The sequence below is a fragment of the Mesorhizobium sp. WSM4809 genome (genome assembly GCF_055811655.1).
On sequence record NZ_JBVVQW010000001.1, the window covers coordinates 685773 to 709757 of the forward strand.

General features: G+C 63.5%; 23 protein-coding genes and 1 pseudogene. 16 read left to right on the forward strand and 8 right to left on the reverse strand.

What is annotated here, in order from left to right; all coding sequences use genetic code 11:
* The first annotated feature begins 45 nt into the window (after nucleotides 1-45).
* On the forward strand, nucleotides 46-393 hold the full coding sequence (locus AC0L24_RS03040) for a DUF1491 family protein (protein WP_127810932.1): 348 nt from the start codon (nucleotides 46-48) through the stop codon (nucleotides 391-393).
* Here the strand turns inward: AC0L24_RS03040 and AC0L24_RS03045 are convergent.
* Complete coding sequence (locus AC0L24_RS03045; RefSeq protein ID WP_127810931.1) at nucleotides 371-1408, reverse strand: hypothetical protein; 1038 nt, start codon at nucleotides 1406-1408, stop codon at nucleotides 371-373. The genes AC0L24_RS03040 and AC0L24_RS03045 overlap by 23 nt on opposite strands.
* A gap of 188 nt (nucleotides 1409-1596) precedes the next feature.
* On the opposite strand from AC0L24_RS03045, the gene AC0L24_RS03050 reads away from it, so the two are divergent.
* Nucleotides 1597-1785, forward strand: coding sequence for a hypothetical protein (locus AC0L24_RS03050; RefSeq protein ID WP_127272037.1), 189 nt, complete (start codon nucleotides 1597-1599; stop codon nucleotides 1783-1785).
* 140 nt (nucleotides 1786-1925) lie between these two features.
* On the opposite strand, the gene AC0L24_RS03055 is transcribed toward AC0L24_RS03050, so the two are convergent.
* From AC0L24_RS03055 to AC0L24_RS03080, 6 genes and pseudogenes are all read right to left on the reverse strand, one after another.
* A complete protein-coding gene (locus AC0L24_RS03055; protein ID WP_127271883.1) occupies nucleotides 1926-2495 on the reverse strand; it encodes a DUF1254 domain-containing protein in 570 nt (189 codons plus the stop codon).
* Nucleotides 2488-3072: a DUF1214 domain-containing protein gene (locus tag AC0L24_RS03060; protein WP_127321659.1), complete on the reverse strand. Its 585-nt coding sequence runs from the start codon at nucleotides 3070-3072 to the stop codon at nucleotides 2488-2490. Before AC0L24_RS03060 ends, AC0L24_RS03055 begins: the two co-directional genes overlap by 8 nt.
* A gap of 205 nt (nucleotides 3073-3277) precedes the next feature.
* A complete protein-coding gene (locus AC0L24_RS03065; RefSeq protein WP_127810930.1) occupies nucleotides 3278-5431 on the reverse strand; it encodes a transglycosylase domain-containing protein in 2154 nt (717 codons plus the stop codon).
* A gap of 230 nt (nucleotides 5432-5661) precedes the next feature.
* Nucleotides 5662-7099: pseudogene (locus AC0L24_RS03070) on the reverse strand (FAD-binding oxidoreductase).
* A gap of 239 nt (nucleotides 7100-7338) precedes the next feature.
* Complete coding sequence (locus AC0L24_RS03075; RefSeq protein ID WP_127267591.1) at nucleotides 7339-8271, reverse strand: dimethylarginine dimethylaminohydrolase family protein; 933 nt, start codon at nucleotides 8269-8271, stop codon at nucleotides 7339-7341.
* Nucleotides 8258-9886, reverse strand: a complete 1629-nt coding sequence (locus AC0L24_RS03080; RefSeq protein ID WP_127810928.1) for a zinc-binding metallopeptidase family protein — start codon at nucleotides 9884-9886, stop codon at nucleotides 8258-8260. The genes AC0L24_RS03075 and AC0L24_RS03080 overlap by 14 nt, the downstream gene beginning before the upstream one ends.
* An 84-nt stretch (nucleotides 9887-9970) precedes the next feature.
* On the opposite strand from AC0L24_RS03080, the gene AC0L24_RS03085 reads away from it, so the two are divergent.
* From AC0L24_RS03085 to AC0L24_RS03105, 5 genes are all read left to right on the forward strand, one after another.
* Nucleotides 9971-10867 carry a LysR substrate-binding domain-containing protein gene (locus AC0L24_RS03085; protein WP_013532647.1) on the forward strand — a complete coding sequence of 299 codons (897 nt, stop codon included), beginning with the start codon at nucleotides 9971-9973 and terminating at the stop codon, nucleotides 10865-10867.
* Nucleotides 10868-10986: 119 nt separating this feature from the next.
* Nucleotides 10987-12081 (forward strand): ABC transporter ATP-binding protein, encoded by a 1095-nt coding sequence (locus tag AC0L24_RS03090; RefSeq protein WP_127810927.1) that lies wholly within the window; start codon nucleotides 10987-10989, stop codon nucleotides 12079-12081.
* Between the two features lie 67 nt (nucleotides 12082-12148).
* On the forward strand, nucleotides 12149-13264 hold the full coding sequence (locus tag AC0L24_RS03095) for an ABC transporter substrate-binding protein (RefSeq protein WP_127810926.1): 1116 nt from the start codon (nucleotides 12149-12151) through the stop codon (nucleotides 13262-13264).
* A 25-nt stretch (nucleotides 13265-13289) separates the two neighbouring features.
* The gene (locus AC0L24_RS03100; RefSeq protein ID WP_127267594.1) at nucleotides 13290-14123 is read left to right on the forward strand and encodes an ABC transporter permease; all 834 of its coding nucleotides are present in this window, start codon (nucleotides 13290-13292) and stop codon (nucleotides 14121-14123) included.
* Entirely contained in the window at nucleotides 14123-14926 is an 804-nt protein-coding gene (locus AC0L24_RS03105; RefSeq protein WP_127267595.1) for an ABC transporter permease, read from the forward strand. The genes AC0L24_RS03100 and AC0L24_RS03105 overlap by 1 nt, the downstream gene beginning before the upstream one ends.
* Here the strand turns inward: AC0L24_RS03105 and AC0L24_RS03110 are convergent.
* Complete coding sequence (locus AC0L24_RS03110; RefSeq protein ID WP_127810925.1) at nucleotides 14923-15711, reverse strand: 2-keto-4-pentenoate hydratase; 789 nt, start codon at nucleotides 15709-15711, stop codon at nucleotides 14923-14925. The two genes, AC0L24_RS03105 and AC0L24_RS03110, sit on opposite strands and share 4 nt — an antisense overlap.
* Nucleotides 15712-15979: 268 nt before the next feature.
* On the opposite strand from AC0L24_RS03110, the gene AC0L24_RS03115 reads away from it, so the two are divergent.
* From AC0L24_RS03115 to AC0L24_RS03155, 9 genes are all read left to right on the forward strand, one after another.
* Entirely contained in the window at nucleotides 15980-16387 is a 408-nt protein-coding gene (locus tag AC0L24_RS03115; protein ID WP_127810924.1) for a DUF3168 domain-containing protein, read from the forward strand.
* A 175-nt stretch (nucleotides 16388-16562) separates the two neighbouring features.
* Nucleotides 16563-16865 (forward strand): hypothetical protein, encoded by a 303-nt coding sequence (locus tag AC0L24_RS03120; RefSeq protein WP_127380058.1) that lies wholly within the window; start codon nucleotides 16563-16565, stop codon nucleotides 16863-16865.
* A 136-nt stretch (nucleotides 16866-17001) separates the two neighbouring features.
* The gene (locus AC0L24_RS03125) at nucleotides 17002-17667 is read left to right on the forward strand and encodes a response regulator transcription factor (RefSeq protein ID WP_023812809.1); all 666 of its coding nucleotides are present in this window, start codon (nucleotides 17002-17004) and stop codon (nucleotides 17665-17667) included.
* The gene (locus AC0L24_RS03130; RefSeq protein ID WP_127269160.1) at nucleotides 17651-19084 is read left to right on the forward strand and encodes an ATP-binding protein; all 1434 of its coding nucleotides are present in this window, start codon (nucleotides 17651-17653) and stop codon (nucleotides 19082-19084) included. Before AC0L24_RS03125 ends, AC0L24_RS03130 begins: the two co-directional genes overlap by 17 nt.
* Before the next feature lie 185 nt (nucleotides 19085-19269).
* Nucleotides 19270-19707 carry a hypothetical protein gene (locus AC0L24_RS03135; RefSeq protein WP_127269161.1) on the forward strand — a complete coding sequence of 146 codons (438 nt, stop codon included), beginning with the start codon at nucleotides 19270-19272 and terminating at the stop codon, nucleotides 19705-19707.
* Between the two features lie 93 nt (nucleotides 19708-19800).
* Nucleotides 19801-20937 (forward strand): c-type cytochrome biogenesis protein CcmI, encoded by a 1137-nt coding sequence (gene ccmI / locus AC0L24_RS03140; protein ID WP_127396031.1) that lies wholly within the window; start codon nucleotides 19801-19803, stop codon nucleotides 20935-20937.
* An 8-nt stretch (nucleotides 20938-20945) separates the two neighbouring features.
* Nucleotides 20946-21389 carry a cytochrome c maturation protein CcmE gene (ccmE, locus tag AC0L24_RS03145; protein ID WP_127321624.1) on the forward strand — a complete coding sequence of 148 codons (444 nt, stop codon included), beginning with the start codon at nucleotides 20946-20948 and terminating at the stop codon, nucleotides 21387-21389.
* A 32-nt stretch (nucleotides 21390-21421) separates the two neighbouring features.
* Nucleotides 21422-23413: a heme lyase CcmF/NrfE family subunit gene (locus tag AC0L24_RS03150; protein ID WP_473563406.1), complete on the forward strand. Its 1992-nt coding sequence runs from the start codon at nucleotides 21422-21424 to the stop codon at nucleotides 23411-23413.
* The gene (locus tag AC0L24_RS03155; RefSeq protein ID WP_127810921.1) at nucleotides 23410-23877 is read left to right on the forward strand and encodes a cytochrome c-type biogenesis protein; all 468 of its coding nucleotides are present in this window, start codon (nucleotides 23410-23412) and stop codon (nucleotides 23875-23877) included. The genes AC0L24_RS03150 and AC0L24_RS03155 overlap by 4 nt, the downstream gene beginning before the upstream one ends.
* Nucleotides 23878-23985 lie beyond the last annotated feature (108 nt).

Consider the following 23985-nt stretch of genomic DNA (forward strand, 5'->3'; position numbering starts at 1 on the left):
CGGCGGAAATATCGATAGAGAACCGGCAGTTTCGGGAGCTCTCTCATGCGCGTCACATCGGATCTGTGGGTCTCGGCCCTGTTGCGCCGGGTTTTCAGCGCCGGTGGATTTGCCGCCGTGGTCAAGCGCGGCGCGACCGAGGCCGGCGCTGTGTTCGTGCTGGCGCGGGGCAGGCTGGGTGAGGTTGCCCTGTTCGGGCCGGCGCCGCAGACAAGCTATGATTCGGCCAAGCCCGACGACCGGTTTTTCACTCTGCTCGGAGCAGGCGACGATGCCGTGGTGCTCGACGCCAGGCTGGAAAGGGAGAAAAAATTCGATCCCGACATCTGGGTGGTCGAGATCGAGGCCGGCACCGTGCCCGTCGAGGAGCTTATTTCCGTGAAGACGCCCTGAGGCCGGACGAAGCCGCCGCATCGTCGCTGTTCAAGGCGGTGCGTGTATCGCCGTTGGCAGGTGCTGCGCCGCGAACCACCCTTGAAAGGGTTTCCGCTCTCCACGACCGCATCTTGTCCTGGGCCGCTTCACGATGCAGCAGCCGGTAACGGTCGAGGAAGGTGCGGATAGCCTGCGGATGCGGGAACTGGCCGGGATAGATGGCAACCGTGATCAGGAAGGCCCTGTCTTCGCTGAGGTCGAGCGAGCGCAAGGCGGCAAGCAGCGAGGCATAATTCTGGTTGGCGGTGAGCGATCGCGCGATCTCGAAATCGATGTCGAGTGCATCGGCGAGCGCGGTCTGGAAGAACGCGGCGTTTCCCGTCAGCGCTGTCTCGCGCAATTTCACATAGGTGTCGGCGCCCTTGAAAGGATCGGCGTTCGTCGCTGCCGCCTCGTCGCCCGTGCGCATCATCGAGCGCAGCCTGCGCCGTGCATTCTCAGCCGCGATGCCGAGTGCCTGTTCCCGGGCGGGCTCGTCAGAGGCGGTTTCCGTGCTCGCTGGCGCGATCTTGTCTGCCGCGGCGGCATTCGCATCCGGTTGCGGCGCGCGCACCAGGGTTGGCCTCTCGAGGGCCCTGATCAGATCAGCGATGGTCGGGTTCAAACTCTTGCGGCGCGCGATGGCACGCGCATGCGGCAGGCCATGTCGCCCGATCAGCGCGATGAGATCGATGTCGCTGACGGCGCGTGAGCGGATGAGCAGCGGCGCGGCAATGTCGACCGGTTCCTCGCAAAGGCGGCGCACCAGGGCGGCGGGGGCGTATTCGCATTCGGAAAGGGCGGCTGCCACGTAACGGCGAGATTCGACGGACACGTCATTGAACAGCGGCAGCGTCAGGTCTTCGAGTTGACCGATCTCGCGGCGTGAAGGGCGAGTGAGCGAGCAGAATGCCGACACCGCGGCGCGGAACAGCCTTTCGGCCTTTCCCGAGTCTTTTCGCACCGCGATTTGCCTGAAGTCCGAAGATGACACGAAGGATACGCCCGTACTCGACACAACCTTGACGACGCTCGACCGGGACCGTGTCGGTTCCGAGAGTGCCAAGAACAAAGTTCAAGTTAGCGACGATCCGTTAGCGTTCCGTTAACCCTCTGCCGGCCTTAATGACATTTGGAGGCGTTGCGTTGTGCTCCGGGGAAACCGAGAGGAATGCGCGAACCATGGGCATGGTACTGTCTTTCGTGCCGCGTACGGCACCAAACACCAGAGTAAAGCAAACCGCCGAAATGCCGGCAGCGGTGATCATCTTTCCCGGCATCCGCTACGAGCGGCCGCATGCCGGCGAAGTGCGGCCGGTCGATCCCGACAAGCCGGGTTCGCCTGGACCAAAACCGGTCCCGCACCACTGAGTTTCGGCGGCCACGGACCTTTGGTCCGGGATCATGTCTAGTGCATGTCGCCCAAAAGTGACCTCGGTTTTGGGAGAACGACATGCACAAAAACAAAGATCCAAAGCGGGTCGCCTGAATCCGTTCAGACGCGACACGCTCTAGAAGTCCTGCAACTCGCAGGAACTCTGTTCGAAGAAGCGCGACACGATCGGCTTCCAGCTGCTGTCGGGCACGAAGGCGCGGATGACGAAGATGCCTTCCTCGATCGGCGCTTCGACGAAAATCGCTCCTTGAAGATCCTCTGGAAGATCCTTGCGCACGTCGATCATCTGCGCCGGCGTCAGCACGACGGCATCCAGAACGCCGCCGGTCGCTGTGTGGTCGTTGAAGGAATAGATGTTGTGGCCGCTGCGGTCATAGACCGACACCGACCAGAACGGGACATGCCCAGGTGCCTTGACGCGGACCATGCCTTCGCCCAGATCGAACCGGCAGGCCGTCGCGTAAAACAGCGGGTCGACGGATTTCACCACGGGCGCGCCACCGGCCTCGGCATCGAGCCGCGTCATCTTGTACAGATCCGACGCCATGGACAGCCGCGACCAGGCATCGCGTTCGGAAAACTCGGGCACCAGCAGCAGCACGGCGATGTGCACGATGCCGGCGCCGAGCAGACCGAGCAGGACGGCATGCAGAAGTCCGCGCATCGCAGCGTAAAAACTACGCATTGCAGCCGACCTTGACGATATGCGGCAGCGAGACGTCCGACAGGCCGGTGCTGCTGGCGATTGGCGTGTCGTAGAAGGTCAGCACGAAATACATCCTGCCGAAGCCGTCTGTCAGCAGCCAATTGCCCGGCATCGGGTGATGGCCGGCTGAAATGATCACCGAATTGTCGGGCTGGCGCACCACCCCGTAGGATTGCAGCGCCGCCAGCCGGGGTTTGCCGGTTTCGACCACGCCGAGCGACTGGTCGGCGGCATAAAGCGTCCAGAACCGTGCCGTCGGAAAATCACCCTCGATTGTGTAGGTGCATTCGCGCTTGAGCTCGGCGCCGGCCGCGTCTCGCTCGGCGACGAAGGACAGCCCCTCGGCGCGGCCGAGCGCAAGCACACCCTCGCGCGCCACGCGGGCCTTGGAATAGGGATCGGCGGCCGGTGTGCCGATATCGGGAAAGGCCGTCCATTGGCCGATCCTGATGGCGCCGACGCCATCCTGGATTTTCAGCGCATACCAGACGCTGCCGCCACCGCCGACGATGGCTATGGCAAGCGAAAGCAGCGTCAGGAAGGCAGTTTTGAGCATGAGGGGCCGGGAACACGAAGAGTTGCCGCTCGGGGATATCGCGGCGTGGGGCCTTGTGGCAAGCGGGCCGACGTAGAATTGCAGACGGCTCTCCCTTCTCCCCTTGCGGGAGAAGGTGGCCGAGCGAAGCTCGGTCGGATGAGGGGTGTTCCAGCTTGGCAATGGCGGTGATCCGGCCATCACCCCTCAACTGTCTCGGCGCCAATCACAGCGCCGATAGCGTCTCCGGCAGTTGCGGCGTACTGAGGACGGGCGCCGAATGGAACAGCGTGGTCATGTCCCGCAGCGTCTGGGTCGTGCGGCTGGACAGCACCGGCGGCCGTTCGGCGGCTGCATCGGCCGCCGCCTGATCGTCGCTCTTCTTCTGTGCTTCCTCGGCCTTGGCGGCGATCTCCTCATCGACGAAGGGCTTGTCGATGCCAGGGATCGGCTTGAGGTCGATGTTCTGGTGCGCGTAGACCATCAGTCGCTGCCACACCATCGCCGGCAGTGAGCCACCGGTCATGTTCTTGGTCGGCGTGAAGTCGTCATTGCCCATCCATACCGCCGCCGTGTAGTTGCCGGTGAAGCCGACAAACCAGGCGTCGCGGTAGGACTGCGTGGTGCCTGTCTTGCCGGCGACGACGATGTTGGGAAGTTGGGCTCGCCGCGCCGTACCCATCACCGGCACTGCCGCCAGCATGGTGTTCATCGATTTGAGCGCCTGCTCGGACAGCACCCGGTGGGGCGGCGGCGCGTCCTTGGCGAAATCATAGACCACCTCGCCGGTGCGGGTGACGAGTTGGCTGATGCCGTGCCGGGAGCCGACGAAGCCGTTGTCGGCGAACACGCTGTAGCCCGTCGCCTGGTCCATCACCGTCATGCTCGAGGTGCCGAGCACCATCGTCTTATGTGCTTCGATCGGCGATTCCACGCCCATCGCCTCGGCCATGGCCTTGATCGGGCCGATGCCGAGATGATCCTTGGCCAGCCGCACCGGCACGGTGTTGATCGACTTGGCCATTGCCATGATCAACGTGACGTTGCCGGCCGATCCGCCGTTGTAATTGTGCGGCGACCAGCTGCCCCAGCTGATCGGGCCGCCGGAAATGATGGAGTTGGGGGTGAAGCCGTGTTCCATCGCGGTTGCGTAGACATAGGGCTTGAATGACGAGCCGGTCTGGCGCAGCGCCTTGGTGGCGCGGTTGAACTGGCTGGCACCATAGTCGCGGCCGCCGACGATGGCGCGCACGGCGCCGTTGGTCTCGATGACGACGACGGCACCTTCGGTGACGTTGTACTCCTTGCCGAACTGGCGCAGGTGGAACTCCACCGATTCTTCCGCCGCCTTCTGGATGTTGGCATCGAAGGTGGTGTGGGCGAGAAGCGAGTGCTGGCCAGGTTTGGCGATCTTCTTGACCTCGTCGAATGCCCAGTCGAGGTAATAGTCAGGGCTTTTCTGTTCGCCGCGGTCGACGACATCGGCCGGATGCAGCCTGGCCTGCAGGACCTGGCCTTCGGTCATGAAGCCGGCATCGACAAGGTTGGACAGCACCACATTGGCGCGCGCGCGCGCCGCCGGCAGGTTGATGTGCGGCGCATATTTGGTCGGCGCCTTGAACAGGCCGGCCAGCATCGCCGCCTCGGCCAGGTTCAGGTCCTTGACGCTCTTGCCGAAATAGAAGTCGGCGGCAGCCTCGATGCCGAACGTGCCGCCGCCCATATAGGCGCGGTCGAGATAGAGCTGCAGGATCTCCTTCTTCGACAGATTGGCCTCGAGCCACAGCGACAGGAAGGCTTCCTTGATCTTGCGCTCCAGCGTGCGCTCATTGGTGAGGAACAGGTTCTTGGCCAACTGCTGGGTGATGCTCGAGCCGCCCTGGACGACGGAGTTCGCCCGCACATTCTCGAAGATCGCGCGCGAAAGGCCGAGCACATCGATGCCATAGTGGTCGAAGAAGCGACGGTCCTCGGTGGCAAGCACCGCCTTGATGACGTGATCGGGCATCTCGTCGACCGGCACGGAATCGCGCTGGATGATGCCGCGCTGGCCGATCTCGTTGCCATAGCGGTCAAGGAAGGTGACGGCGAAGTCGCCCTGGGCGCGCCAGTCGCCAGCCGTGTCCTGGAAAGCCGGAATGGCCAGCGCCAGCATCACCACGATGCCGACGGCGCCGAGCGTGAAACCTTCGCTCAACAGTTCGATGATGCCACGGCGCCAGCCGTTGACGCGGAAGCGCCGCGAGAAGATCGTCGCCAATTCCCAGAACTGGCGCGCCTTGAAGCCGATCTCGTAGAGCGAGGAATCGATCCACGCATCGAGCGCCAGCAGCCGGGCGGCGATCGGACCTCTTCTTTTGCGCGGTTCGGGACTGGCCATTCGGAATCCGGCTAGCAATTGCACGACCTGAGAACCGCAAACCGGCAATTTCAGGGCGATGCATTCCGGGAGACTATTCCTCCATTTTTCCAGCGGTCACAAGGGCGGTGAAGACACAGTGGCGGGTTTGTTGCTGATGGGCCGGCCCGAGAATACAGCCCGGCGCCAACAGCATGTGCCCGCGCCTCCAGCGGAGGCGTGAACTTGTTATCACTGCAGCTCGGCGCGCCTCATGCGGCTCGCAAGCTTTCTTTCGGACGCAAATTCTGGTTCATGCGGAACAAGTTCAATGGGTCGTAGCGCTGCTTGATTTCCAGAAGCCGTCGATGATTGCCACCATAGGCCGCTTCGACCCGGTCGACCTCGTCCTCCGGCATGAAGTTCACATAGGCGGTGCCGGCGGCATAAGGTTTGGCCGCCTCGTAGATTGAACGAGCCCAGTCGGTGCAAGCCTTGTCCATCGTCGGTTCGCGCCAGCGGGCGTGAACGTTCATGACGAAATGTGAACTGCGCTGTGGGAACGCCGTTGCATCCGCCTTGACGCGACCTGCCGCGCCGCCGACATGGCCGATAAATATCTCGCATTCGGGCCCCGGCAGCTTGGCTATTGCCCCTGACGACCGCAGCCGCCTCCTCGGAAAACTCGGTGAAGTCATGGCTCTTCCAGTAGTTGCGGGCGCCGGGCGTGAGCAGTGGGTCGAATGCCTGCTGCCAGCCGGTGAACGGGCTGGGGCCCACGACATCGGCAATCGGCGTGCCGATGGCTCGAAGTTTTTGCGTCGCCTTTTCGCCTGCCTCGATGTCGCCGCAATAGCACATGGCCAGAACCAGAACCTCCTTGCCATGCCATTCCGCGGGCAGGAAGGGCAGCGGCGGCGCCTGCCGCATGACTACCCAGCAGGTCAACTCGTCAGGAGCGGTTTCGAGCGCCTTGCGATACTCCCGCAGCACCTTTTCGGCATCGGCGAAGGGATGGACGACAAGCCCTGCCAGCACTTGCGGTCCAAACTCATGGAGATGGAACTCGAATGCCGTGACGACGCCGAAATTGCCGCCGCCGCCGCGCAGCGCCCAGAATAAATCGGGATTTTCAGTCTTGCTGGCCCGGAGCAATTTGCCGTCGGCGGTGACCACATCGGCGGAGGCAAGATTGTCGATGGTCAGGCCGAATTTGCGGGTGATCCAGCCGAAGCCGCCACCCAGCGTCAGGCCGGATATGCCGGTGGTCGAGTTGATTCCGGTCGGCACCACCAGCCCGAAGGCCTGCGTTTCCTTGTCGACATCGGCAAGCGTCGCGCCAGGCCCGACCCATGCCCGCCGCGCAGCGACATCGACCCGCACCGACTTCATCAATGACAGATCAATCATCAGGCCACCATCGCAGACCGCACTTCCGGCAATGTTGTGGCCGCCGCCGCGCACGGAGACGAGAAGCCTGTTCTCCCTGGCGAAATTCACGGCACTGATGACATCGGAAGCGCCGACGCAGCACACGATCAGCCCGGGCAGCCGGTCGACCGTGGCATTCCAGACGGTCCGTGCTTCGTCGTACGCGGCATCGCCTTCGCTCAGCATTTTGCCGCGCAATTGTGCCGAAAACGCTTCCAGGGCTGCGGCGTCGATTGTCGTTTTTCCGCGTTCAAGCGTGGTGAGGCTCATGGTGTTCATGGTTTCCTCCCGATTTGCAGATGAGCTGTCCTCTCCCAAAAGACGTTTTTACTGTGCGCTTATATTAGCTATCGCGCAAGTTTCGCGTCGGCCAGCGTTGCGACTCGCCAGCGGGGCACATGGTGCCGCCAGCCGGCGATCTCAGCCGTTTTGCGCGCGCGACCTTGCACCCTCGGCCGCCAGGATGCCGATCATGCTGATGCGAATGTGAGCGAAGCAGCGTAGCGCTATCCCACTCCTCAGGCCGGTTCGCGCTTCAGCGCCTGCGCCATGCAGTGGATGCCGCCGCCGGTCTTCGAGATCTCGCTCATGTCGACGGCCGCGACCTCGAAGCCGCGCGCCTTGAGCTGACCGATCAGCGCCTGGCTGGAGGTCGGCGCGATCACCCGGTCCCTGCCCAGCGACATGAAGTTGCAGCCCAGCGCCATCGTATCCTGGAACGGCACGTCGATGATCTCGTGGCCCTTGCCCTTCAACCAGTCGACAATGCCGGGTTCGGTGCAGGCGAGGCAGACAGCGGTCAGTTTCTCGGCGATCGGCACCACCATCAGGTCGATATGAACATAATACTCGTCGATGAAGGCGATGCGGGTTTCCCAACCTTCCTTGTCGAACCATGCCTGCACCTGGCGGGCGCCTTCTTCCTGCGTACGCGCGCCGCCGCAGCCGATCAGCACGACGCCGTCCTCGATGACGTTGAAGTCGCCGCCCTCGAACGTGCCTGCCGTGACCATGTCGTAGATCGGGATGCCGAGCTTTTCATAGGTGCGGATCGCGGCATAGTTCTCGCCGCGCCGCCACCAGTTGGCCATGGCGGTGATGAAGGCGCCGTAGGGCGTCATGACGCTGGAATCGCGGGAATAGACCTGCATCGGCAGCTCAGGCGTCGGCTCGTGCCAGTGGATGTTGACGCCGAAATGCTCGTAGGCGGCGACCAGGTCCTTGTGCTGGGCCTGGGCGATCTGGACGTTGCAGGGCGCCTCGCGCAGGTGCTTTCGCGACAGCGAACTGGTCGACAGATGGCGCAGGAAATTGGGTGAGCCAAGCAGGACGTCGGTCAGCACGTCGGTCTCGTTGGCAAAACCCCAGGCGGTCAGCGGCTTGGTGCCGCCGGCGGGGTTGCGGCGCTGCAGCGAAAACGGCTCGGCCACAATGCGGTCATGAACGGTCATGGGATGCTCCTCGTGAGGTGGCTTGGGGTGTCTGATTGCTCGGTATCCACCAGTCGCGTCCACGCGGGGTGGTGACATATTCTGGCCATCGAAACCCGATCGGCGGGTCGTAGTCGCAAAGCGGCGCGATCCAGTTCGAACCGCCGATTCCGCCGCCGGTGCGGGCGACGAATTCATTCATCGCCGCATCGCGGGCGGTCTGGTCTTCCAGCAGGCGGAGCGCCGCCAGCGCGACCGTCTTGGACGCGCAGATGACCATCGGGTCGATCGTCGCCGAAATGCCGCCCAGCGCATTCATCACCCATGCCGGATAGGGGTAGCCGGTCTCCGAACGCAGCGCCGGGCGGGCGACATAGAACCGCGCTGTCGGCGTATGCCAGCTCATGTCGGTGTAATCGTCGGAGGTCGAATTGACTTGCGAGGGCGGCAGATCGCGGCGCAGGATCGCTTCCGCCGCCTGCGGCTCGATCAAGCGCTCGAGTTCTTCGATCAACGGCTCGTCGCTCGCCATGCGCCCGGCATTGACCTGTATTTCGCGGGCAACTGCTTTGGCGTCTTCGTCCCAGCGCGGCGGCCCAGCCGTCGACAGTGCTTCATAGGCGATCTCGGCCATGGCGTGGTTGGCAAGTCCCGGTCGTGACTTCGACACCCAATGCCGCTCATGGCGGCAGCCGCTCATGCTGGCAGCGGCCTCGGCATTGCGGTCGAGCACCGCGGTGACCTGCTCGGCCATGGCAAGCGTCGGCACGCGGATCATGTACTGGATCTCGGCCAGTCCCGCCGGCAAATTGTCGGCGGTCGCTTGCCCCGCCGTCAGGATCGCCTCGCTGATCGACCAGCCGCCCTGGTGCGGCAGCATGGAATCGCGCAGAGCCTTGGAGGCCATGTACATCATCATCAATGCGTCGTTGGCGCCGGGGGCGCGCGCCGCCGAATGTGCTTGCGGAATGGGTGCAGCACCCGCAGCCAGCGCCCAGCGCTCCGGTTGGTCGCAGATGAAGCGATAGATCATCGCGTAGGCCGCGCCGCAATGTGTGTCCCAGCGCGCCGTGTTGCAGAGCGGCAGCATGTAGAACGGGTGAAAGGAGATCATGCCGGCAAGGCCGTCATAATAGCCCTTGGCGGCATGGATCGGCTTTGACCCGCGCACCTTTTCCGCCGGCTCGCCGGTGAAGCGCAGCGTGCCTGATATGCCATGGCGCTGCATCGCCGCCTTGGTCGCCAGCAGCCCGCCGAGGCTCGAAATCCCGAGGCCGGAATGCGGGTCGGTGTGGCCGCCGGCCTGGTTGCCAAGTCCCCGGCGCGGACGCTCGACCGTAGCGGCATCCTGGCAATTGCCCGGCACCGCGTCGTATTCGGCGTACATGCCGATGGTCGGGCCGGGGCCGTTGGTCCAATGCGCGCAGAAGGCGGTCGGCATGCCGGCGGAGCCTTCTTCGACGGAAAAGCCTTCGAGTTTCAGCCGCTCGACATACCAGGCGGCTGATTGATACTCCCGCCACGCGGTCTCGCCGTAATCGAAGATGGTGCGTGTCCACGCGGACAACAACGGCTGGATGCCGTCGAGACAGGCAAGGGCGGTTGCTTGCGCCGAGGTGGCCACCGGTTTCTCCATGGCATGAGAAGAAAGCAGTGAAGCGGGTCGCTAAAAAGTGATATGTTTTCCCGGTTCGTGCAAATTCGGTTCACCTGAGGTTCCTTGCGTATACCATCGACACAAGCGCTGCGTGCGCTCGACAGCTTCGCCCGGCACGGCAGCGTCTGGCGCGCCGCCGACGAGTTGCACCTGACCCGCAGCGCTGTTAGCCATCAGCTTCGCCTGCTGGAGCGCGACCTCGGCTTCGACCTGCTCGAACGCATCGGCAAGGGCGTGGCGCTGACGCCGCGCGGCCAGCGCTACGCCAGCGATGTGCGCAAGGCGCTCACCGTTCTGGGCGACGCGGTGACGCGCGATGCCGGCACCGGAGTCGGCGGCTCGTTCGCCGTCAGTTGCACGCCCGGCTTCGCCTCGCTGTTCTTGTGCACCCATATCGGCGAGTTCCGGCAGATGTATCCTGACGTGGCGCTGCGCATCCTGACGCCGCGCCGGCTCGACGATGTCAGCAATGCCGATGCCGATGCCTTCATTGCGTTTGGTGTCGGCAATTGGCCGAACCGGGCGGTCGAGCCGCTCTGCGAAATCTCGTTCACGCCGCTCTGCAGCCCGACGCTGCTCAACAAGGTCGGCGGTTTTTCCCGGCCGTCGGACGTGCTGCGCGCCAACCTGCTGCATCTCGATGACACCGAGGATTGGGCACGCTGGCTGGCGCTGTCCAAGGTGGAAAACCCCGACATTGAGGGCGGCATCTTCTTTTCGGACATGAACCTCGTCTTTTCGGCGGCGATTGCCGGCCAGGGCATCGCCATGGGCGACGAACTGACCAGCCGGCGGGCGCTGAGCGAGGGCCGGCTGGTCAGGCCGTTCGACATCGCGATCAAGTCGCCGCGCTCCTATTTCCTGGTCTCCGAACACGCCAAGGCTTCGCATCCGGTTCTGGAAGCGTTCGCAGGATGGCTGCGGTCGAAACTCCAGGAGAACCGCATTCTGCCGTATTGAGGGCAGTTGGCGACATCTCGCCATAGATGAATGAAATTTGCCGATCACGCGAAAACTATTCGGTTGCGGTGAGCCGGCACCCTGCCTACGATTTCGACAAGCGTTAGGGAAAGGGCAGTATGCAGCAACCCGGCCGTGCCGCAGAGATCAAGGCAATCGGGATCGGCAAGAGCTTCGGCTCGTTCCGTGCGCTGGACAATCTGTCGCTCGATATCGGCCGTGGCGAGTTCCTGACCCTGCTCGGGCCGTCCGGTTCGGGCAAGACCACCTTCCTGATGATCCTTGCCGGCTTCGTGCAGCCGACCGAAGGCAAGCTGTTCAGCGACGGCGTCGACATCACCGACCGGCCGGCCGAGCAACGTGCCGCCGGCATGGTGTTCCAGGGCTACGCGCTGTTCCCGCATATGAGCGTCGAAGCCAACATCGCCTTCCCACTCAAGGTGCGCAAGAAATCGGCCGCCGACATCAAGCGCCGTGTCGGCGAGATGATCGAGCGCGTCGGCCTCAAGGGCCACGAGAAAAAACTGCCGGCGCAATTGTCAGGCGGTCAGCAGCAGCGTGTGGCGCTGGCCCGCGCGCTGGTGTTCGAACCGGGCGTGCTGTTGCTCGACGAACCGTTTTCCGCGCTCGACAAGGGCCTGCGCGGACAGATGCAGGCCGAGATGAAGCGGCTGCACCAGGAGACCGGGACCACCTTCGTCTTCGTCACCCACGACCAGAGCGAGGCACTGGCGCTGTCGTCGCGCGTCGCCATCTTCAATCACGGCAAATTGCTGCAGGTTGGACCGCCCGACGAGGTCTACGACCGGCCGGACAACCGCTTCGTCGCCGAGTTCCTCGGCGAGATCAACATGCTGCCGCTGAAGGGGGTCAGGCCCGCCGGCAATGGCTCGACGGGCCTGTGCGAGGACCGCACGATCAGCATGGGCTGCAAGGCCGAGCTGGTACAAGGCGATGCAATCCTGGCGATCCGGCCGGAATACATGTCGATATCGGGCGAGGCGGCAGATGGTGAGAATGGCATCGCCGCTACCGCCACCAACTCCACCTATCTGGGTGCTGCAACGCGGCTCGACCTGACGACGCGGCAAGGCGCCAAGGTCACGGTCTCGGTGCCCAACGAGGTGGCTGCCGCGGCCTTGAGCAAGGGCAACTCCGTCTGGCTCACCTGGCCGGCGGAAAAGGGTTTCCTCCTTCCGCATGGAGGGCAATGACGAACGGTGTGGCGAGATATCGCAGCACCGATTCCGGCACTATCAACAACAAAAAAGGGGAACTGACATGACACATGACACCAAAAAACAAGCCATCGAGAACCTGTCCGCCAGGGCAGGTCGCGGCGAGATTTCGCGCCGGCAGTTCACGCAGCTGGCGGCACTCGTGCTGGCCGGCACGCCGATGCTGCTGCGCTCGACAGGTGCCTTTGCGCAGGCCAAGGAACTTGTGCTGGTCAACTGGGGTGGCGATGCCATCACCGCCTACGATGCCGCCTATGGCCAGGCCTTCACCAAGGACACCGGCATCACCGTCAAGATGGACGGTTCGGGTCCGACCGAAGGTGCCATCGCCGCGCAATTCAAGAGCGGCGCGCCGACTTGGGATCTCGTCGACGTAGACCCGTTCTCAGCCATCACGCTCGGCGCCCAAGGGGCTCTCGAGCCGATCGATTACAACATCGTCGACAAGAAGAAGATGCGGCCCGGCTTTGGTTGGGAATACGCCGCCTCGACCTATTTCTTCTCCTATGTCATCGCCTATGATTCCGAGAAGTACGGCAAGGACGCGCCGACCGGCATGGCCGATTTCTTCGATGTGAAGAAATTCCCCGGCAAGCGCTCGCTCTACAAATGGGGCGTGTCGAGCTGGGAAGCGGCGCTGCTCGCCGACGGTATCGCGCCTGCGTCGCTCTACCCGCTCGATCTCAAGCGCGCCCATGACAAGATCGCCGCCTTCAAGGAAAACGTCGTTGCCTATTGGGGTGGCGGCGCCGAAAGTCAGAGCGTGCTGCTCAATGGCGAGGCCTCGATGGCAATCGTCTGGTCGACCCGCGCTTCACTGATCGAGCAGGATAGCGGCGGCAAGATCAAGTTCATCTGGGACCAGGGCCTGATCTCGCCCGGTGCGCTCGCCGTGCTCAAGGGCAATCCCGGCGGCAAGGACGCTGCGATGAAGTTCATCGCCAGTGCCCAGGACCCTGAAAAGCAGCTGGTCATGTTCGACAAGCTCGGCCAAGGTCCTGCAAACCCGGCGGCAGACGCGCTGATCCCTGCCGACAAGAAGCGCATCAACCCGGTCGATCCCGAGAACATGAAGAAGCAGATCGCGCTCGACATGGACTGGTACGCCAAGAACTACGGGCCGGCGCTCGACGAATACACCAAGATCATCTCGGCCTGATCAGGGCAGGGGTAATCGGGTCGACATGAGATCCTATCTCTCCGACAGGATGGGCGCGGCGCTGTTGATGGCGCCGCTGCTCCTGTTTCTTGTCCTGGCCTATGCCTGGCCGTTCCTCGGCGTCGTCAAATGGAGCTTCACGCTGCCGACGCCCGGCCTCGGCCAGTATGAGGCGCTGCTTACCGACGATCTCGTGCAGTCGGTGTTCATCCGCACGCTGCGCATCGCGGCGGTCGTCACCGTGGTTTCGGTGGCCGCTGCCTACGCCATCACCGTCGTCTGGGTGCGTGGAACCCCGGCACAGCGCCTGGTCGCCGAGTTCTGCATTCTCGTTCCCTTCTGGATTTCCGTGCTGACCCGTGCCTTCGGTTGGGTGGCGCTGCTCTCCAATCGCGGCCTGATCAACAGCTGGCTGCAGGCGATCGGCTTCATTTCCGAACCGTTGGCGCTGGTGCGCAACGAATTCGGCGTCATCGTCGGCATGACGCATTTCCTCATTCCTTTCGCCGTCTTCCCGCTGGCATCGGCTATGCGCAGCCTCGACGACCGCGTGCTCCTGGCCGCGCGCGGGCTCGGCTCCAGCCGCATGCGCACCTTCTGGACAGTGTTCGTGCCGATGACGCGCTCCGGCATCATCGGCGCGGCGATGATCGTGTTCGTCTTCTCGCTCGGCTTCTTCGTCACGCCGGCGATCCTCGGTGGCGGCCGCAGCGTCATGATCGCCGAGCTGATCTATCTCAGGATCTTCCAGAGCCCGGACTGGGGCCTGGGGGCGGCGATCAGCGTCGTGTTGGTGCTGTTCGTCGGCGCGCTGATGGCGCTTTTGTTCCGATACGTCAGACCGAAGCAGTTGATCTGATGCCGACCTACCGCCCCGGTCCCGTCTCGCTGATCATCGCCGCCCTCGTGGCGCTGTTCCTGCTGATGCCGCTGCTCGCCGTCATCCCGGTGTCGCTGACGCCGAGCCGCATGCTGGCGATGCCGTCGGGCGAACTGTCGCTGCGCCACTACCGGGCGCTGGTCGAGGACCCGCGCTGGCTCCAATCGATCCTGCTCTCGATCCGCATCGGTGTCGTCAGCAGCGCCTTTTCAACCGTGCTCGCGCTGTGCTTCAGCCTCGGCGTCTGGATGTTCCAGCCCCGCTTCACCGCGGCCCTGGTCGGCTTCGTGCTGCTGCCGATGGTGGTGCCGCCGGTGGTCTCGGCGATCACGCTCTACTTCCTGCTGACCTCGATCTCGGGCTTCAGCACGTTCTTCGGCTATGACACATGGCTCGGCGTCGCCATGGCGCATTCGGTGATGACGGTGCCCTTCGCCACCGTGCTGATGCTGGTCTCGCTCAGCCAGCTCGACCGGCGCATCGACCTTGCCGCGCGGGGCTTAGGGGCCACTGTGTGGGAGCGCGCCACCCGCATCATCATGCCCAACATCAAGTTCGGCATCATCACCGCGGCACTGCTCTCCTTCGTGCTGTCGTGGGAAGAAATCGGCGTCACCCTGTTCATCACCTCGGTCAACGCCATCACCCTGCCGAGGCTGATGTGGATGGGCCTGCGCGACAACATCGACCCGGCGATCGCCGCGCTCTCGGTGATCCTGATCATCATCACCGTGCTGGTGCTGGCGGTGCGCAGTTTCGTGGCCAGGCAGCGCGGAGCCTAGACAAACCGCACCGAGACGCGGCCAAACCGGCCGAGATCGCCGGTGACTTCGTCGCCTGCCTCGACGCTTATCGGCGTCACGCAGGTGCCTGTAATCACCACCTGTCCCGGTTGGAGCGCTATGCCCAGGCCCGACAGCTCGTTGACGAGCCAGGTGAGCGCGACGCGAGGGTCGCCCAACACGGCCGCTCCCGATCCGCTATGTTGCGACCTTTCGGAAACGGACGCGACCACGGGGTGTTTTGCAAGATCCACGCCGCGCCAGTCGTCTTCCGCCGCCTCGCCGATGACAAACAGATTGGCGCAGGCATTGTCCGCAATGAGCTGCGGCGCCCCGACGGCGCAGAAATCGTCATAGCGTGAGTCCGGAATTTCGATCGCCGGGTGCAAGGTCGCCACGGCTTTCATCACTTCGGCGATTTCATAGGGCGCAGGACGAGGCGGCAACTCGCGGCCGAAGCGGAAAGCGAACTCGATCTCGGCCACGCGCATCTTGCTCGTCGCCAGCGAAACGGTCCCGCCGACCTCCACCGCTTTTTCGGCCAGGAGACGTCCGGCCATCGGGCCGTCGACATTGATGTGCCTTTGTCCGGCCACACTGGTCGCGGCAATCTTCCAGCCGAAAAGCGAGGCCGCCGAGCGATCCAGGACATGCGATTGGATGGCGTAACCTTCGAGCCGTGTTTGTGGGCGCAACGCCTCGGGTATGGCGCCGAGACGGGTGCCCTGGTCCCAGTGGCCTACCAACAACCGCGAGGCAGCCCTGGTCTTTTCTGCATCGAGCATCATCAGCTTCCGAAATTGCTTCGTGGATCGTCATGCGACCCTGTAGCGAGAATATGTAACCAGGAATCGAGAGTCCATGTTCGCGGCGCGGTGCCCGCGGACGATGGTGTTGGCAAAGTCGCCCTTTCGAGATCATCGGCATCCATCATTCCGATGACGAATCGCCATCGCCTCCGCGCGTCGAATGGCTATATCTGTCAGAACACGCAGAACGCGGACAGCTTCCGAAAAGCAATAATCGGCAGCGCAGGAACTGGAGGAAAAGACGATGACCGCGCCAGACGATTTACAGCAGGCACTGTTTCTCAGGCTGAAAAGCGATGCATCGCTGTCGGCCTTGCTGGGCGGCGCCGGACTGCTCGAACGGCCAACCGACAATGCCGCTTTTCCGTACGTGACCTGCGGCCAGACCTCTGCTTTCGACTGGGATACGAGCACCGAGAACACTGATGATCAGTTGATTACGCTGCATGTCTGGTCGAAAGCCCATGGCGACGCCGAAACGCTAGCCATCATGGCCGCCATCCAGGCGCGCCTTGCCGACGCAGCATTGGCGATTGGCTCTCGCGGCCAGACACGACTGTCGCTGGAATTTGCCGAAGCCCGCCATGACGAGGATCTGCTCGTGCATCACGGGCTGCTGCGTTTTCGCGCGATAACGCAGGAAAATGCCTGATGCGCTTTCAATATGGTCAAAACCGAGTCTAGACTGGACTTTCGCGGGATTTCACCTGTTCGAGGCGGTGAAATTCCAGATTGATTGTCTCGCGTTGCAGGGGTGTGGCGAGGATGTTTTCAGCGGCGTTCACCGTTCATTTCACGTTCAGCACCGATGCGTTACAACGCCGGTCATGAAAACGCTTCGCTCCCCCCTCCGAACCGCGACACTGGCGCTTTGTGCTGCCGGGCTGTTCGCGTCGCAGGCGATGGCGATACCGGTCATCGCGCCGCCCGACCTGGCCAGCCCGATCGTACTGGCTGCGTCCGATTGCTACGCCATCGGCCAGCAGGTGGCCGAGCAGAATGGCGGAACGCTGGCCAAGGCCTCGCAATCGACGCGCGGCGGTCAGCCTGTCTGTGTCATCGTGGTGCTCGTTCCAGGCAAGGACGGACAACGTCCGCGCCGTTCCGAGATCGTCGTTCCGCTGAACTGACCCAATCAACCTTAGGCTACGTTTCCCAGGCCGCCGGAATCGGCCTATATCTGCCCCAGTCTTCAATCTGACAAAGCTCTTCATCTGACCAAGCCCTTCAATCTGACAAAGCTCTTCAACAGGTATCGAACTCCGCATGCGTGTACTCGTCGTCGAAGATGACAAGGATCTCAATCGGCAGATATCGGATGCGCTGGTCGATGCCGGCTATGTCGTCGACCGCGCCTTCGACGGCGAGGAAGGCCATTTCCTTGGCGACACAGAGCCCTATGACGCGGTCGTGCTCGATATCGGCCTGCCGCAGATGGACGGCATAAGTGTGGTCGAGCGCTGGCGGCGCGGCGGCCGCAAGATGCCGGTGCTGATCCTGACGGCGCGCGACCGCTGGAGCGACAAGGTCTCCGGCATCGATGCCGGCGCCGATGACTACGTCACCAAGCCGTTCCACATCGAGGAGGTGCTGGCGAGGTTACGAGCCCTGATCCGGCGAGCAGCCGGCCATGCCTCGTCCGAACTGACCTGCGGGCCGCTGCGTCTCGACACCAAGGCCTCCAAGGCCGATGTCGACGGCGTGCCGCTGAAACTGACGTCGCACGAATTCCGCCTGCTCGCCTATCTGATGCACCATATGGGCGAAGTGGTCTCGCGGACCGAACTGGTCGAGCATCTCTACGATCAGGATTTCGACCGCGATTCCAACACCATCGAGGTGTTTGTCGGGCGGCTGCGCAAGAAGATGGGCATCGACATGATCGAAACCGTGCGCGGCATGGGCTACCGCATGCGTGAGCCGGAGGCGTAACTCGGAACCGCTCAAACCAACCGCAAGGACGCCGCTTTCGCTGCGTTTGTGGCCGCGTTCGCTGACGTTCCGCGTTATCGCCTTTTCCACGGTCTGGGCGATCGTGACGCTCGTTGTCATCTTCACCTTGATCACCACGCTCTACCGCCAGGCCAGCGAGCGCGGCTTCGACAGCCTGCTTTCGGCGCATCTGTTCAACCTGATCGGTTCGATCGGCATCTCCGACAGCGGAGCGCTGACTGGCGCGCCAGACCTCGGCGACCTTCGGTTCTCGGAGCCGAATTCGGGCTGGTACTGGTCGGTCGAGCCCGCTTCGGAGGGTGTGCATGGCGATCTCCACTCGTCGTCGATGACCACGACGATCCCATCACCGAGCGTTGCCGAGGTGCCGTTCAATGCCAGCTTTCAGCGCAGCTACGCAGCTGAAGGCATCGACGGCGAGCAACTCGAAGTTTTCGAGAGCGAATTCGTTCTCGACGCCAAGAACCGGGCCGCGCGTTTCCGCGTCATGGGCAACCAGAGCGAACTCGAACAGGAAATCGCTACCTTCCAGCGCCGCCTGCTGACCTATCTCAGCCTGTTCGGCGTCGGCATGATCGCCATCAACGCGATCGCCATCCTGCTCGGCCTGCAGCCGCTGCGCCGGGTCAGGAACGCGCTCGCCATGGTGCGCGAGGGCACCGCGCAGAGGCTCGACGGCCGCTTCCCGGCCGAGATCGAACCGCTTGCCAACGAAACCAACGCGTTGATCGAAAACAACAGGCGCATCGTCGAGCGGTCGCGAACACAGGTCGGCAATCTCGCCCATTCGCTGAAGACGCCGCTGGCGGTATTGCTCAACGAGGGCCGCGCGCTCGGCGGCGCCAAGGGGCAGCTGATCGCCGAACAGGCCGCTTCCATGCAGAAGCAGGTCGAACACTATCTCCAGCGCGCCCGCGTCGCGGCACAGCGCGACAGCGTCGTCTACCGCACGCCGGTGACGCCGCTGGTGCAGCGCATGGTGCGGGTTCTGCAGAAGCTCAATCCGCAGACAAATCTGTCGCTGTCGCTGCCGGCGGCCGAAATCGTCTTCGCCGGCGAGCGCGAGGATCTTGAGGAATTGCTGGGCAATCTCCTTGAAAACGCGATGAAATGGGCAAAGAGCGCGGTGCAGGTTTCGGTCGTGCCCTTGACCGGCAAGGACGACCCGGCCGGCCTGTTCGAGATCAGCATAGAGGATGACGGTCCGGGCATTCCCGAGGACAAGGCGCGCGAGGCGCTGAAGCGAGGACGGCGTCTGGACGAGACAAAGCCCGGAACAGGTCTGGGGCTGGCCATTGTCGCAGACCTCGTCAACGAGTATGGAGGCGTTCTGGCGCTCGAACGGTCCGGTATGGGCGGATTGAAGGCGGTGGTGCGATTGCGGAGCCTTCAGTGATGTTCACCAGGGCCAATCGACATAGAGGGACGGGAGATGTTATTGGCGGCATGTCGATTGGTCTCGCAGCTGCCAACGGCCAAATTTCCGACAAATATCAATACTATGGCCACGCCAACTTCTCCGATGACGCGGCCCCCGGCGCATCCATGGCAGGCTCCCACTCAAGAAAATCGGTTGTTGGCATGAAGATTCGCGTCGCTCTCGTTTCCGCATTGCTGGCCGTTTCCGGCTGCACCACCTTGAGCGGCAAGGGTCCAGCCATAGCAGTGACACCGGCCTCGACACCTCCTTCAAGCGGCAAGGTGACCACGACGATCATTTCGGCGATGGGCGGCGGCCTCATCAGCGGGACGATCGGCAACGGCCTCAGCGAGACCGAGAAGCGCAGCGCGCTCGAGGCTGAATACAAGGCGCTGGAATATACGACCAGCGGCCAGAAGGTGACGTGGAAAGGCGCTCAGGCTTCGCGCTACGGCGAGGTGGTTCCGGCCCAGCCGTACCGCGTCGGTTCGCAGGACTGCCGCCAGTACACGCAGACGGTGTTTTCCGCCGGCGCCGGGGTCACGGCGCGTGGAACCGCTTGCCGCAACGCCGATGGCAGCTGGACGCCGCTGACCTGACGACCGTCTGCCGACGATTGGCGGCTGGCGTCGTCAAAGCGTCGCAGCATGCATCTGTTGGCACGGCAGAGCTCTGCCGGTATTGGAAGAACCATGCTGTTCTGGGTCATAGCCGCCATTCTCACGCTGGGTGCAAGCCTGGCGGTGCTGCTGCCGCTGGCCGCCAGCGCCAAGGGCGGGTCGTCGAGCGGCGAACATGATCTCGAAGTCTATCGGGACCAATTGTCCGAGCTTGACCGCGACGCCGCGCGTGGCTTGATCCAGCCGGCCGAAGCCGCCGAGGCCCGCGCCGAGATCGCTCGCCGCATCCTTCGCCTTGACAATGCGGGTACCGCCGGCGGCGCAAACCCTGGCCGAGCGTCGATCACGGCAAGGCTGGTGGCAACCGTAGCCGTGCTGGCGGTGCCGCTGGTCAGTTGGGGGCTCTATGTCCAGCTTGGCTCTCCTGACCTGCCGTCGCAACCGCTCAGCGAGCGGTTGGCCAAGAATCCCGCCGACAGTTCGGTCGACGAGCTGGTGGCGCGGGCCGAAGCCCATCTGGCCGCCAATCCCACTGACGGCAGGGGCTGGGACGTGCTGGCACCGGTCTATCTGCGCATGCAGCGCTTTTCCGACGCGGCGGGAGCCTATCGCAACGCCATTCGGCTCGATGGCGACAGCGCCGTTCGCCAGGCCGGTCTCGGCGAGGCGATCGCCAGCGCGGCAGGCGGCATTGTCTCGGCCGATGCCCAGGATGCTTTCGAGGCAGCCCTGAAGCTCGATCCGGCCAACGCGAAGGCGAGTTTCTACCTGGCCATGGCGTTGGCGCAGGAGGGGCGCGCCAAGGAAGCGACCACGGCATGGCAGGCGATGCTGGGCAGATTGCCGCCGGACTCGCCATGGCGCGGTGCCGTCGAGCAGGCGCTCGCCAAATCCGGAGGCTCCGACGTCGCTTCCGGCGCCACCAACGGTCCCGATGCCGGCGATTTCGACGCCGCATCCTCGATGTCGCCGCAGGATCGGGAGACCATGATCAACACGATGGTCGCCGGCCTCGACGACAAACTGCGGCAAAATCCGCGTGATCCGGAAGGATGGATGCGGCTCGTTCGTTCCTATGTCGTGCTCGGCAAAGCCGATCAGGCGCGTGAGGCGCTCGGTCGCGCCATCGCCGTCTTTGGAGCCGACAGTGAGCAGGCGAAGAAATTCACCGCCTTTGCCGCTTCGCTTGGCCTTGCGGCGACGGAGTAGAACAAGACATGACGCGCAAGCAGAAACGATTGTCGGTGATCGCGGGCGGGCTGGTCTTCCTGGGTGCCGCGACCGGGCTGACTTTTTACGCGCTTGGCCAGAAGGCCTCCTTTTTCTACATGCCGGCCGATCTCACCACCGCCAGTGTCCAGCCTGGCCAGCGCATCCGGTTGGGTGGATTGGTCGAAAAAGGCACGATCCAGCGCGGGCAGGGGGCCACGGTCGGCTTTTCGGTGACCGACACGCACAAATCGGTCAAGGTCACCTACACCGGCATCCTGCCCGACCTTTTCCGCGAAGAGCAGGGCGTCATCACCGAGGGTACTTTCGGCCCGGACGGGGTTTTTGTTGCCGATAGCGTGCTGGCCAAGCATGATGAGCGCTACATGCCCAAGGAGGTTGCGGACGGCCTCAAGGCCAAGGGCGTCTGGCAGGAGAACAAGAGTGAATAGCTCCGGCAGGAGAGCGACAATGGATCACGGGCATGGTTGAAACCGGACATTTCGCCCTCGTCCTGGCGTTTGCGCTTTCGCTGGTGCAGACGGTGGTGCCGCTGTTTGGCGCGCGCCTGAACAACCAGCGCCTCATGGCCGTCGGCGGTCCGGTCGCGGTGACCGGCTTTGCCCTGACGGCGCTGTCTTTCGCAGCGTTGGCGAGTGCCTATGCAAGCTCCGATTTCTCGGTGGCAAGCGTGTGGGAAAACTCACATTCCTTGCAGCCGTTGATCTACAAGATCACCGGAACCTGGGGCAATCATGAAGGCTCGATGCTGCTTTGGGTGTTGATCCTGACCTTCTTCGGCGCGCTCGTCGCCGCTTTCGGCTCCAACCTGCCGGCGACGCTGCGCGCCAATGTGCTTGCGGTGCAAGGCGCCATCGGCGCCGCCTTCTTCCTGTTCATCCTGGCGACGTCCAATCCGTTCATCCGGCTCAATCCGGCGCCGATCGAAGGCCGCGATCTCAACCCGATCCTGCAGGATCTCGGCCTCGCCATACACCCGCCGTTCCTCTATCTCGGCTATGTCGGCTTCTCGATCTGTTTTTCCTTCTCGGTCGCCGCTCTCATCGAAGGCCGCATCGACGCGTCCTGGGCGCGCTGGGTGCGGCCGTGGACGCTGGTCGCCTGGATGTTCCTGACCGGCGGCATCGCCATGGGATCGTACTGGGCCTACTATGAACTTGGCTGGGGCGGTTTCTGGTTCTGGGATCCGGTCGAGAACGCCTCCTTCATGCCGTGGCTGGCGGGCACAGCGCTGCTGCATTCGGCCATCGTCATGGAGAAGCGCTCGGCGCTGAAGATCTGGACGCTGCTGCTCGCCATCCTGACCTTTTCGCTGTCGCTGCTCGGCACCTTCCTCGTGCGTTCAGGCGTGCTGACCTCGGTGCACGCCTTTGCCACCGATCCGACGCGCGGCGTGTTTATCCTGTGCATACTGACGCTGTTTATCGGCGGCTCGCTGGCGCTGTTTGCGCTGCGCGCTTCCCGGCTGACGACCGGCGGCCTGTTCCAGCCGATTTCCCGAGAAGGGGCGCTGGTCCTCAACAATCTGTTCCTGACGACGGCGACGGCGACCGTCCTCGTCGGCACACTCTATCCGCTCGCCGTCGAAGCCTTTTCAGCCGACAAGATCTCGGTCGGCGCGCCGTTCTTCAATCTCACCTTCGGACCGCTGATGGCGCCGCTGCTGCTCGTGGTTCCGTTCGGGCCGTTGCTGGCTTGGAAGCGCGGCGATGTCTTCGCCGTCGCGCAGCGCCTTATGGTGGCCTTTGCAGCGGCGCTGCTGGCGACGCTGGTCACCGCTTTGTTCATCGACGGCGCCTCGGTGTTCGCAGCCCTGGGCGTTGGCCTTGCCGTCTGGCTGATCCTTGGCGCGCTCACCGATCTCGCCGTCAAATCGGGGGTCGGCAATGTCGCAGCGGGGATCATGGTCAGGCGCTTGCTCGGCCTGCCGCGCTCGGTCTTCGGCACTGCCTTCGCTCACCTTGGCCTCGGCCTGACCACGCTCGGCATCGTCGGCACACTTTGCTTCGGCACCGAGAAGATCCTGTCGATGCATGCCGGTGAGACCGTCGAACTGTCCGGCCATACGCTGCGTTTCGTCGGGCTTTATCCGGCCCAAGGACCGAATTACAGCGAGGATCTCGGCCGCTTCGAGCTGATCGGCGTCAGCGGCAGCCCTGTTGGCGAAATCAGCTCCGCCAAACGGTTTTATCCGGTGCGGCAGATGACGACGACGGAATCGGGCATCAGGACGTTTGGTTTCTCGCAGCTCTACATCTCGCTCGGCGACGAGGGCAATGACGGTTCTGTCGTCGTGCGTTTGTGGTGGAAGCCGCTGGTGACGTTGATCTGGGGCGGCGGCCTGATGATGATGGCGGGCGCGGCGATGTCACTGATGGACCGGCGCCTGCGCGTCGGCGCGCCGTCGCGGCGGCGCAAGCAGGCGAGCGCGGTGCCATCCGCGACCCTGCCATGAACGCGCGGCTTTTTCTGACCTCCATTGTCCTGCTGCTGGCGCTGTTCTTTGCCGGCACGGCCTCGGCGGTGAGGCCTGACGAGGTGCTGCCTGATCCGACGCTGGAGGCGCGGGCGCGGGCGCTGTCGGAAGGCTTGCGCTGCATGGTCTGCCAGAACCAGTCGATCGACGAATCCGATGCCGACCTTGCCCGCGACCTGCGCGTCCTTGTGCGTCAGCGCCTCGTCGCCGGCGACACCGACCAGCAGGTCATGGACTACGTGGTTTCGCGCTATGGCGAGTTCGTGCTGCTGAAGCCGCGTTTCGACCTGCGCAATGCGTTGCTATGGGGCACGCCCGTCCTGCTGTTGCTGGTTGGAGGTGTTTTCATCGTGCTGACCGCGCGGTCGCGCCGCGTGCTGGCGACCAATGCGTTGACCACTGAGGAACAGGCGGCGCTGGACGCCATATTGCGCCGCGACTGACGTCCGCCGTCACTCCCAAACATTACCAAAGTTTCATGTGTCGGAAATGGCGCTGTAATGTGTGCCGCTCTAATTCTCCTTTCCGAGGATGCCGACCAAGCAGCGTCC